Source organism: Alteriqipengyuania halimionae (assembly GCF_009827575.1).
GTDB lineage: Bacteria > Pseudomonadota > Alphaproteobacteria > Sphingomonadales > Sphingomonadaceae > Alteriqipengyuania_A > Alteriqipengyuania_A halimionae.
Genome location: NZ_WTYR01000001.1, coordinates 2287171 through 2298530, shown reverse-complemented (window position 1 = coordinate 2298530; position 11360 = coordinate 2287171). Strand labels below are relative to the sequence as shown.

General features: G+C 63.6%; 11 protein-coding genes. 2 read left to right on the top strand and 9 right to left on the bottom strand.

Annotation, left to right across the window (positions count from 1 at the left end; translation table 11 throughout):
* Window positions 1-78: 78 nt before the first annotated feature.
* The 3 genes from GRI68_RS10995 to ppk2 all read right to left on the bottom strand — a co-directional run bounded on the left by GRI68_RS10995 (window position 79) and on the right by ppk2 (window position 1840).
* Window positions 79-711 carry a LolA family protein gene (locus GRI68_RS10995; RefSeq protein ID WP_234028784.1) on the bottom strand — a complete coding sequence of 211 codons (633 nt, stop codon included), beginning with the start codon at window positions 709-711 and terminating at the stop codon, window positions 79-81.
* 87 nt (window positions 712-798) lie between these two features.
* The gene (rpmG, locus tag GRI68_RS10990) at window positions 799-966 is read right to left on the bottom strand and encodes a 50S ribosomal protein L33 (protein WP_160617284.1); all 168 of its coding nucleotides are present in this window, start codon (window positions 964-966) and stop codon (window positions 799-801) included.
* Window positions 967-1087: 121 nt separating this feature from the next.
* Window positions 1088-1840: a polyphosphate kinase 2 gene (ppk2, locus tag GRI68_RS10985; protein WP_234028910.1), complete on the bottom strand. Its 753-nt coding sequence runs from the start codon at window positions 1838-1840 to the stop codon at window positions 1088-1090.
* Between the two features lie 141 nt (window positions 1841-1981).
* Between ppk2 and phhA the strand changes: the two genes are divergently transcribed.
* Window positions 1982-2920 (top strand): phenylalanine 4-monooxygenase, encoded by a 939-nt coding sequence (gene phhA / locus GRI68_RS10980; RefSeq protein ID WP_407643350.1) that lies wholly within the window; start codon window positions 1982-1984, stop codon window positions 2918-2920.
* Window positions 2921-3010: 90 nt separating this feature from the next.
* Here the strand turns inward: phhA and GRI68_RS10975 are convergent, their stop codons facing one another.
* From GRI68_RS10975 to GRI68_RS10955, 5 genes are all read right to left on the bottom strand, one after another.
* Entirely contained in the window at window positions 3011-3271 is a 261-nt protein-coding gene (locus tag GRI68_RS10975; RefSeq protein WP_160617282.1) for a hypothetical protein, read from the bottom strand.
* 78 nt (window positions 3272-3349) lie between these two features.
* A complete protein-coding gene (locus GRI68_RS10970) occupies window positions 3350-3598 on the bottom strand; it encodes a hypothetical protein (protein ID WP_160617281.1) in 249 nt (82 codons plus the stop codon).
* 95 nt (window positions 3599-3693) lie between these two features.
* The gene (locus GRI68_RS10965) at window positions 3694-4506 is read right to left on the bottom strand and encodes an undecaprenyl-diphosphate phosphatase (protein ID WP_160617280.1); all 813 of its coding nucleotides are present in this window, start codon (window positions 4504-4506) and stop codon (window positions 3694-3696) included.
* Between the two features lie 114 nt (window positions 4507-4620).
* Window positions 4621-6801, bottom strand: a complete 2181-nt coding sequence (locus tag GRI68_RS10960; RefSeq protein WP_160617279.1) for a M13 family metallopeptidase — start codon at window positions 6799-6801, stop codon at window positions 4621-4623.
* A gap of 78 nt (window positions 6802-6879) precedes the next feature.
* Complete coding sequence (locus tag GRI68_RS10955; RefSeq protein WP_160617278.1) at window positions 6880-8685, bottom strand: ABC transporter transmembrane domain-containing protein; 1806 nt, start codon at window positions 8683-8685, stop codon at window positions 6880-6882.
* 153 nt (window positions 8686-8838) lie between these two features.
* On the opposite strand from GRI68_RS10955, the gene GRI68_RS10950 reads away from it, so the two are divergent.
* Entirely contained in the window at window positions 8839-10059 is a 1221-nt protein-coding gene (locus tag GRI68_RS10950; RefSeq protein ID WP_160617277.1) for a polyhydroxyalkanoate depolymerase, read from the top strand.
* A 79-nt stretch (window positions 10060-10138) separates the two neighbouring features.
* Here the strand turns inward: GRI68_RS10950 and GRI68_RS10945 are convergent, their stop codons facing one another.
* Complete coding sequence (locus tag GRI68_RS10945; RefSeq protein WP_160617276.1) at window positions 10139-11317, bottom strand: acetyl-CoA C-acyltransferase; 1179 nt, start codon at window positions 11315-11317, stop codon at window positions 10139-10141.
* Window positions 11318-11360 lie beyond the last annotated feature (43 nt).

Below are 11360 nucleotides of genomic sequence, written 5' to 3'. Positions count from 1 at the left end.
TTGTGTCGTCGTTTGTCGCACTGGGAGAACGGTTGGCAGACCATCCGAAGCCCGATGGCGGCAAAGCGATTTCGAACCTTAACGCGGGTCGCGATAGCGGAAGGTATTGTCCGAAACGCTCATGCCGTATTTCTGGTTCGACAGGCGCACGGTGGTGCGCACGTTCTGCGCGTCCTGTGCGACCCAGCCGGCCAGTTCGAGCCCGCCCGGCGCATTCGATCCTCGCGTGAACATCAACGTGATCACGCCGTATTCGGGCCTCTTCGGATCGCGCACTTCGACGCTGACGACATTGTCATTGCCGGTCGAAAGCAGCTTGCCGAAGCGCTTCACGTCGCGATTGGGATCGAGCAGCGCGCCGAGCGGCGAATTGCCGACCGGATATTTCTGCACCTGCGCGACTTCGTAATCGACGAAGGTCAGCGCCTTGCCGTCCGAAACGATCAGCAGGGGCACGCCCTTCTGGTACTGGAAACGGATCTTGCCCGGACGCTTCAGCGTCAGCTTGCCCGACAGCGCCTGGCCGTTGCGATCGGTCTGGGTGAAATTGGCGGTCATCGTCTTGATGCCGCGGAGCGCCTTCACGACCTGGTCGAGATCGCCTGCCTGCGCCGCAGCGCTGGCGGTGGGCAGGGGAATGGTCGCGGCGAGCGGCAGAGCTGCCGCGCCGAGCGCGAGGGCCAACATGGGCTTGCGGAGAATGCGGTTCATCATGGCACCTTTACTAAAGTTCGTGCCTTGAACCGATAGTGAACTGCGGCGTTCCCGACTGTTCAGCCGGAAGCACGCCGCGCGCGATCACTTGATCTTGGCTTCCTTGAACTCGACGTGCTTCTTCGCAATCGGGTCGTACTTGCGGAAGGTGAACTTTTCCGTGTGATTGCGCGGATTCTTCTTCGTGACGTAGAAGAAGCCGGTGTCGGCGGTCGAAACGAGCCGGATCTTGACGGTTGCGGGCTTGGCCATGGCCTTGTTTCCTACGGTATGGTGGGTCGGACCGTCAGGCAGGCCCGCTCAAACAAATGCGAGCGGCACGTCGCCGTACCGCCCGTTACGGGCGCGGCAATTAGACCAGACAGGCGAAAAGTCAAGCATCATCCGCCTCTGCGCCTGCGGGATAGGGGGCGACCGGCGCGAGGACCGAATAGGTTTCGCTGCGCAGCGGACCTTCCAGCGGCGGAAAATCGAGCGGCGGCGGATCGATTCGCGTATCGGGCAGCCGGTCGAGCAGATCGCGCACCAGGGTGAGTCGTCCGCGCTTCTGGTCGTTGAAATCGACCAGCGTCCACGGCGCATGCTCGGTGTGGCTCGCCTTGAGCATGGCTTCGCGCGCGGCGGTGTAGGCGTCGTATTTCTCGCGCGCGGCGAGATCGATCGGTGAAAGCTTGTAGCGCTTGAGCGGATCGTCGAGCCGTTCGCGCAGGCGCTCTTCCTGCTGTGCCTGATCGGTCGTCAGCCAGTATTTGAACAGCAGGATCCCGTCATCGACCAGCATTCGCTCGAACACCGGGACCTGGCGGAGAAATTGTGCGACCTGCGCCTCGTCGGCAAAGCCCATCACCCGTTCGACCCCGGCGCGATTGTACCAGCTGCGATCGAACAGCACGATTTCGCCCGCGCCGGGCAGGTGTTCGACATAGCGCTGGAAATACCATTGGCCCGATTCGCGCGGCGTGGGCTTCGACAGCGCGACGGTGCGGCAGACCTTGGGGTTCAGTTTCTCCGAGATCGCGCGAATCGCGCCGCCCTTGCCCGCAGTGTCGCGCCCCTCGAAAATGACGACGAGCCGCTGGCCGGTGGTTTTGACCCAGCGGGCCATGATTGCGAGCTCTTCGCGCATCGGATCGAGCGCCTGCTCGTATGCCTTGCGTTTCAATTTGCCTCTCCGATCCCTACATGGTGGGCATAGACATCCGACCCGGTTCCGTCCGAAAAGGCGCAATCGCAGGTCCGGACATCCAAGGTAGAGGAAACCGACACTATGGCCACCGCCGCGAACGAGGAAACCGACTTTACCGAGCTGCCGCATATGCCGGCAGACGTGTTCACCGCGCCCCTGAAGCGCCCCGAACATGTCGGGGAAGACTGGCTCGAGCCCAAGCAGACCGAATACGATTCGCAGGACGATGCGATCTGGAACGACCTGTTCAAGCGCCAGATGGATATCCTGCCCGGGCGCGCGGCGACGGCGTTCCTCGAAGGCTGCGAAAAGCTCGATCTTGGCAAGGGCGGGGTGCCCGAGTTCGGCCAGCTATCCGAGCAGCTCGGCAGTATGACCGGGTGGAGCGTGGTGCCGGTGCCGATGCTGATCCCCGATCACGTGTTTTTCTGGCACCTTGCGAACCGGCGGTTCCCGGCGGGCAATTTCATCCGTACGCGCGAAACCTTCGATTACATCCAGGAACCCGATGTCTTTCACGACGTGTTCGGCCATGTCCCGATGCTGACCGATCCGGTGTTCGCCGATTACATGCAGGAATATGGCCGCGCCGGCTGGCGCGCGATGGAGCACAACCGGCTGAAGGCGCTGGGCGCGCTCTATTGGTACACGGTCGAATTCGGTCTCGTCGAGGAAGAGGCGGGCTTGCGGGCCTATGGCGCGGGCATCCTCTCCGGCCCGACCGAGGCGGTCTATGCGGTCGAGGCGGAAAGCCCCAACCGGATCATGCTCAATGTCGACCGGGTGATGCGTACCGATTACGTGATCAGCGACCTGCAGCCGACCTATTTCGTGATCGAGAGCTTCGAGGATCTCTATCGCCAGACGGTCGAGCGCGATTTCGAGAAGCTCTATCGCGCACTGGGCCCGAGCTTCACCTACGCCAACACCGCGGTGATCGACATCGACAATCTGGTGAACCGCGGCTCGCTCGAATACACGTTGCGCGGCGGGCGCGGCAGCGGTGCCAGGCCGGTCTGATCCAGACCATTTCGACTTTGCGCGCAGGCAAACGAAAAGCGGCGCCGGATCGCTCCGGCGCCGCTTTCTTTTTGCCGTAAGGCGCGTCGCTTATTCGGGCGTCGCGTCCATTTCGTCGGCATTGTCTTCCATGGCATCAGCCTTGTCTTCGACGGCTTCCTTGGCTTCGTCGGCCTGGTCTTCGGTGATCTCGCCAGCAGCTTCGGCCTGCTCGATCTTGCCGTCCTGGACGTCTTCATAGGCTTCGGCCTGATCTTCGGCCTGGTTTTCTGCAGCGCTGTCGCAAGCGGCGACGCTGAGGCCCATGGCGAAAACGGTGGCGGCCATCACGGCTTTGGTGTTGAATTTCATGGTAGTCTTCCCCTTTGTGGTTTTGGGATAGCCCGAATAGCAGGATGCTTCGGGCAAGGTAAGGTCTTTAACGAAGGTTCAGCGAAACGCTTCGCGCTGGTAATAGGCGTGGCCTGCGACCAGCAGGATCGATCCGACGAAGGCGGCAAGCAGCGCCAGCGGACTCACTCCGGAAAGAAGCGAGGTGCCTTCGACCAGAACGCTCGCCATCAGGGCACCAGCCATTCCCAGACCCGTCTTGAGCACGATCGAACGGCGATCCTCCTGGCGGAGGACGACGCTGCCGAGCCAGCCCAGCAAGCCGCCGAGCAGTAATATGACGATCAATCCGAACATGTGGCTATGGTCTGTAACCCTGTTGCTTCTCTAGGCCGTTAACAGGGCAACCGCCGGGTTGTTCCAAAAGAACCGAGAAATTTCGCTCAAATCGTACCCGAGAACACAAGAATGGCGAATCCGCCGATGACGATCCGGTACCAGCCGAAGGGCGAGAAGCCCGCGCGACTGACATAGGCGACGAAGGCGCGGATCACGGCAAGAGCGACGAGGAAGGCGGCAATGAAGCCGATTGCGATCTCGGTCCAGCCGATGACCGCCTCGCCCGCCATCAGCGCCGGATCGTCGAAAATCTTGACCGTCGCCGCGCCGAGCATGGTCGGTACCGCGAGGAAGAAGGAGAACTCGGCAGCGGTCTTGCGGCCGACGCCGAGGGCCAGCGCACCCAGAATGCTCGCGCCCGAGCGGCTGGTGCCGGGGATCATGGCGAGGCACTGGGCGAGGCCGATCAGCAGGGCGGTGCGCATCGGCAGCGCGGCGACGCCCTTGTCGGGCCCGGGCTTGATGGTCTTTTCGAGCACCAGGATCGCGATCCCGCCGACCACCAGCGCCACGGCAACCACCATCGGCGCGTCGAGCATGGCGTCGATCGCATCTTTTGCCAGCAGGCCGATGACCGCAGCGGGAAGGAAGCCCAGCAGGATGTTGCGCGTGAAGAGGATCGATTCGCGCTCGCGCCGCAACAGGCCGGTGCCCATGTCCCAGAACAGCGAGCGGTAGGAGACGACCACCGCCAGGATCGCGCCGAGCTGGATCACGATATTGAATTGCCGCCACTGTGCCGCGTCGTAGCCGAACAGTTCCTGCGCGAGGATCAAGTGCCCGGTCGAGGAGACAGGGAGGAACTCGGTCAAGCCTTCGAGAATGCCGAGCAGGATCGCGGTGAGCCAGTTGTCCATTGTTGCGCGCGCTCGCCGGAGAGCCGCGACAAGTCAAGTCGCAGCATGGAAAACAGGCAGAAAAAAGCCCCCGGCAACGCATGTGCTGCCGGGGGCCCAGTCTAGGGGTGGATTTTACCAGATCCGCACGCGTTCTTCGGGCGGCAGGTAAAGGTCGTCTTCGGGCGTCACGTTGAACGCCTTGTACCATTCGTCGAGATTGCGGACGATGCCGTTGGTCCGGAACTCTTCCGGGCTGTGCGGATCGGTGCGCAGGCGATTGCGGTAATTGTCTTCGCGCTGCTGCGAACGCCAGACCTGCGCCCAGGCGAGGAAGAAGCGCTGATCGCCCGTGAGGCCGTCGATAACCGGCAGTTCCTTGCCCTCGGTGGCGAGCTTGAAGGCGCGGTAGGCGAGGCTCAGGCCACCCAGATCGCCGATGTTCTCGCCTAGGGTCAGGCGGCCGTTGACGCAGGTTTCGCCATCGTCGAGCGGGCAGAACTGGTCGTACTGCGCCACCAGCGCATTGGTCAGCGCGTCGAACGCCTCGCGGTCCTCGTCGGTCCACCAGTTTTCGAGCGCCCCGGTCGCGCTGAAGCGCGAGCCCTGGTCGTCGAAGCCGTGGCCCATTTCATGGCCGATCACGCCGCCGATCGCCCCGTAATTCACCGCGATGTCGTTGCTCGCATCGAAGAACGGCTGCTGGAGGATGCCCGCCGGGAACACGATCTCGTTCTTCAGCGGGTTGTAATAAGCGTTCACCGTCTGCGGCAGCATGCCCCATTCGGTGCGGTCGATCGGCTGGCCGAGCTTTTCCAGGTTGTCGCGAGTGGCCCAGTGCGCCGCCGCCATCCGGTTGGCGATCGGATCGCCCGTCTTGATGGTGAGGCCTTCATAGGTGTCGAGATTGTCGCGATAGCCGATCTTGGGATCGAAGCTGTCGAGCTTGGCGATCGCCTGCGTCTTGGTATCGGGCCCCATCCAGTCGATCTCTTCGATCGAGGCGGCCAGCGCCTTGCGCAGATTGCCGACCAGGTCTTCCATCGCGGCCTTGCTGGTCGGCGGGAAGTAACGCTGGGCGTAGGACTTGCCGAGCAGTTCGCCCAGCAGGCCTTCGGTTTCGCCGATTGCACGCTTCCAGCGCTCACGCTGTTCGGGGGTGCCGCGCAGCGTTTTGCCGAAGAACTCGAAATCCGCCTTGTCGAAGCGCGATGGCAGGATCGAGGCGTTGTTTTCGAGGAATTCCTTGGTCGTCCACGCCTTGAGCGTTTCGATCGGAGTATTCTCGAGCAGGGCGAGCATACCTTCGAACCCGGTGCCGAGCTTTTCCATCACTTCGGGCGTCAGGCCGAGTGCCTTGGCCTTTTCCTCGCTCGGGCGAAGATTGGTCACAATCAGGCGATCGGTTTCGCCGAAGCCCGCGGTTTCGATCATCGTCTCGATCGGGAAATCGCCCGCCAGTTCTCTAAGCTGGGCCGGGGTGAACGGGTTGTAGATCAGGCGCACATCGCGCGACGCGGCGCGATCGGACGAGATGTCGCGGGCGATCTTGTCTTCGAAGGCATAGACTGCTTCGGCAGTCGCGCGCGGATCGTCATACCCGGCCTCGGTGAAGAGGAAGGTCAGGTAATCCTTGTACTTGTTCTGGATCCCGACGCCCTTCTCGGTTTCGTCGAGATAATAGTCGCGATCGGGCATGCCGAGGCCGCCGGTGCTGACATAGACCGAATAGCGATCGGGCTCCATCGCATCGACTTCCACGCCGCCGCCGAGAGGGGAGGGGTAGCCGGGGGTCGACCACAGCGCGACGAGGCCTTCGAGGGTGTCGGGCGCGGCGATACGGTCGAGATAGGTCTGCGCCGGGGCGAGGCCCGCGGCATCGATCGCGGCGGTTTCGTAGTAGGAATTATAGGCATCGACGAGGCGCTTCTCGTCGCTGGTGAGCGCCGACGGATCCTTGGCCGTGAGCTCGTCCATCAGTGTCTTGACGTCGGACACCGATTTCTCGCCGAGCAGGGTGAACGCGCCGAAGCGGCTGTACTGCGCGGGCAGCGGATTGGCATCGAGCCATTTCTGGTTGGCATAGGCGAAGAAATCGTCGCCCGGATCGATGTCGGTGTCGATCGCCGCGGGGTCGAAGCCCCAGGTGCCGAAGCTCATCGTCGGGGTGGCGACGTCGCCTTCGTCCTGCGCGTCGTCCTGGACGAGCTGTTCGGGGGCGAGCTGTTCGGGCGTGTAAACCTCGCCCGCGAGCGTGGGGGTGGCGAGCGCCAGGGCCACGAGGCCGGTGCTCAGTTTCAAAGCTTGCTTGATCATACGATCCCTTCTGCAGAAAATTGCGCCGCCAGAGCGGCTTGCGCGCGAAGATAGCACAGCCGGACGCCGCGCGCGCAACTATTTGACGAGAGCGCTCTGCGGTTCGTCGAATTGCAGCGCCGCGAGCCGTGCATAGAGCCCGCCCGCTTCGGCCAGCTGGGCATGGGTGCCCTGCTCGACGATGCGACCTTCCTCCATCACCACGATCCGGTCGGCCGCGCGCACGGTCGCGAGGCGATGCGCGATCACCAGCGTGGTCCGATGCTCCATCAGCGCGTCGAGCGCCTGCTGCACCGCATGTTCGCTTTCGGCATCGAGCGCGCTGGTCGCTTCGTCGAGCAGCAGGATGGGGGCATCGCGCAGCAGCGCGCGGGCGATCGCCATGCGCTGGCGCTGTCCGCCCGACAGCCGCGCGCCGCTTTCGCCGAGGAACGTGTCGAGCCCGTTGGGCAGGTGCTGGAGGAAATCCTCGGCATGGGCGGCGCGGGCGGCTTCCCAGATGGCATCGTCGCTGCTGTCCCATGCGCCGTAGCGGATATTGTCGCGCGCGCTGGCGGCGAACAGCACGCCTTCCTGCGGAACGAAGGCAAACCGGTCGCGCACGGCTTGCGGATCGGCCTTGGTCAGCGGCACGCCGTCCAGTTTGATCGTGCCTTCGTGCGGATCGTAGAATCGCTCGGCCAGCTGGAAGATCGTCGATTTACCCGCGCCCGACGGTCCCACCAGCGCGACCGTTTCGCTCGGCGAGACGGTAAGGGTGAAATCCTCCAGCGCGGGTGTTTCGGGCCGGGTCGGATAGCGGAAGCCGACATTCTCGAACGCGATCTGGCCGCGCGGCGGTTCGGGCAGCGCGATCGGGCGCGCCGGAGCGGCGATGGCGGGTTCTTCCCGGAGCAATTCGTTCAAGCGGCTTGCCGCGCCTGCGCCGCGCAGCAAATCGCCGTACACTTCGGTCAGCGCTGCAAACGAGCCCGCCACTAGCCCCCCGACAAGGACGAAGGCGGCGATCGTGCCGCCAGTGATCGCCCCGGTCGAAACGCCGACAGCGCCGCGCCACATGAGCAGCACGATCGATCCGAACACGACGAAGATGATCAAAGATGTCATGATCGCGCGCAGCAGGATGCGGCGCTTGGCGGTGTCGAAGACTTGCTCGACCGCGTCGGCAAAGCGGCTCCGCTCGCGCTCCTCCTGGCCGAAAGCCTGCACCACCTTCATCGATCCGAGCACTTCGGAAACCATCGAGCCGACATCGGCCACCCGGTCCTGGCTGGTGCGCGAGACGTTGCGCACCCGGCGTCCGAAAATCACGATCGGCAGCACCACCAGCGGGATCGCGATCACCAGCCCGATGGTGAGCGTGGGCGCAAGGTAATAGAGGTAGATCGTCCCTCCGATCGCCATCAGCACATTGCGCAGCGCGACGGAGACGGTGGTGCCGACAACCTGTTCGATCAGCGTCGTATCGGCGGTCATGCGCGAGGAGATTTCGCGCGGGGAATTTTCTTCGAAGAAGCCGGGGGAGAGGCGCAGGAGATTTTGCTGAACCTGCTTGCGGATATCGGCAACCACGCGCTCGCCCAGCCAGCTGACGAAATAGAACCGGATCGCGGTGGCGATCGCCAGGACGACGACGATCAGCCCCAGATAGCGGAACCAGCGCGCAATCTGTTCGGGATCCCCGCCACCGGCGAAGCCCCGGTCGACGACGAGCTTCAACCCGGCCGGGATTGCGAGCGTCGCGCCAGCGGTGGTGATCAGGGCGAGGAAGGCGATCGCGACCTGGGTGGGATATTGCGTCGCGGCACGCCAGATCATCAGCAGGGGCCCGAGGCTCTTGGCCTTGGGCGGCAGAGACGATTTTTCGGGGGCAGGATCGGCCATCGCCGCCCCATCTAGTGGCTCGCCATCGCCGGGGAAAGGCGGAACCGTGGTTTTTTGCCACCGAAATGCCTATGTTGCATTGCAACATGCACGCAAACACGGCACCACTGCGCGCGACGGACCGCCCTGATCGGGTGCCAGAAGGACGTATTCTTGCTCTATTCCGCTTATGAAATGCAGCGCGCTTGGCTCAACGGCGCCAGCGCCTGGGCCTCGGCTACGGCAGAAGTGCTCAACAATCCCGGCCTGCCTTACGGATACACCGGCACCGGATCGGCCACCGCCTCGGCGCTCGACGTGTTCGCCCACGCCGCCGCTTCCTACGGCAAGCCGCGCTTCGATCTCGAGAGCATCGAAAAGGACGGAAAGACCTATCCGGCGACCGAGTCGGTCGTGATGCACAAGCCGTTCGGCGACCTGTTGCGGTTCACCCATGAAGGCCTGCCCGAAGACGCGCCGCGCCTGCTGGTGGTCGCGCCGATGAGCGGGCACTACGCCACGCTGCTGCGCGGCACCGTCAAGCGGATGATGGAAAACTGCGTCGTCTACGTCACCGACTGGGCGGATGCCCGCGAAGTCCCGGTCGAGGAAGGGCGCTTCGATCTCGATGATTATATCGATTACCTGCGCGAATTCCTCGAAGAGATCGGCGAAGGCGCGCATATGCTCGCCGTCTGCCAGCCTTCCGTACCGGCGCTGGCCGTGACCGCGATCATGGCGGCGGACAAGCACCCCTGCCGCCCGAAGACGCTCACCATGATGGGCGGGCCGATCGACACCCGCGAATCGCCGACCTCGGTCAACGATCTCGCCATGCAGCGCCCGATCGAATGGTTCCAGAACACCGTGATCGCCACCGTGCCGCTGCGCTATCACGGCGCGGGCCGCCGGGTTTATCCCGGTTTCATGCAGCTTGCCGGGTTCATGAGCATGAATCTGGGCCAGCACATCATGAGCCATTACGAGATGTTCAAGCATCTCACCGTGGGCGACCAGGAAAGCGCCGACCGGACCAAGGATTTCTACGACGAATATCGCTCGGTCTGCGACATGACCGCCGAATTCTACCTCCAGACGGTCGAGGAAGTGTTCCAGAAGCACTCGCTGCCCAAGGGCGAGTTCGTCCATCGCGACAAGACCATCGATCTGGGCGCGATCAGCGACACCGCGATCCTCGCGATCGAGGGCGAGAAAGACGATATCTCGGGGCTGGGCCAGACCAAGGCGGCGCTCGATATCACCCCGGGCCTGAAGCCTGCGCAGAAGAAGTACTTCATGGCCGAAAAGGTCGGCCATTACGGGATCTTCAACGGCTCCCGCTGGCGCGACAAGATCGCCCCGGTGGTCGATGACTGGATCGCCAAGCACGATTGAACCGCCTTTCGGCGCACACCAAAGAAAACGGCGCGGGAATCGCTTCCCGCGCCGTTTTCGTTTGTCTGGCCAGTAGGGGTTAGAGGACTTCGAACAGTCCAGCCGCACCCATGCCGCCGCCGACGCACATCGTGACGACGACGTATTTGACGCCGCGGCGCTTGCCTTCGAGCAGGGCGTGGCCGGTGCAGCGTGCGCCCGTCATGCCATAAGGGTGGCCGATCGAGATCGAGCCGCCATTGACGTTGAGCTTGTCATTATCGATGCCGAGCTTGTCGCGGCAGTACAGGACCTGCACCGCGAAGGCTTCGTTCAGTTCCCACAGGCCGATATCGTCGACGCTCAATTCGAAGCGTTCGAGCAGCTTGGGAATCGCGAAGATCGGGCCGATGCCCATCTCGTCGGGCTCGGTGCCCGCAACCGCCATGCCGACATAGCGACCGAGCGGGTTGAGGCCGCGCTTTTCGGCTTCCTTGGCTTCCATCACGACCACGGCGGCCGAGCCGTCCGACAGCTGGCTGGCATTGCCGGCGGTGATCGTGGTGTCGGGGCCAAGAACCGGCTGGAGCGAGGACAGGCCTTCGAGCGTGGTCGAGGGGCGGTTGCCTTCGTCCTTGGCGATCGTGACTTCCTCGTCGGTGACCTCGCCGGTTTCCTTGTTCTTCACCTTGTGCGTGGTGGTGACCGAGACGATCTCGTCGTCGAAAATCCCGTTTTCCTGCGCGGCGGCGGTGCGCTGCTGCGACTGGAGGGCGTATTCGTCCTGCGCTTCGCGGCTGATGCCATAACGCTGGGCGACCGTTTCGGCGGTCTGCAGCATCGGCATGTAGATCGCGCCGTGCATGCCCATCAGTTCGGGATCGGGCATCACGCGCATTTCGGGCGTCTGCACCATGCTGATCGATTCCTGGCCACCGGCGGCGACGATGTTCATCCGGTCCATTACGACCTGCTTGGCCGCGGTCGCGATGCTCATCAGGCCCGACGAGCACTGGCGATCGATCGTCATGCCCGAAACACCGATCGGGCAGCCGGCACGAAGCGCGACCTGGCGACCGAGATTGCCGGCCTGCGCGCCCTGCTGGAGCGCGGCGCCCCACAGCACGTCGTCGACTTCGCCCGGATCGATCCCGGCGCGTTCCATCGCGGGCTTGAGCGCATAGGCACCGAGCGTGGCGCCCGGGGTCGAATTGAAAGCGCCCTTATAGGCTTTGCCCATGCCGGTGCGGGCGGTGGAAACGATGACGGCGTCACGCATAGTAATTTCCTTCGTCACCCGGGCGAATGCCGGGGTCTGGTTC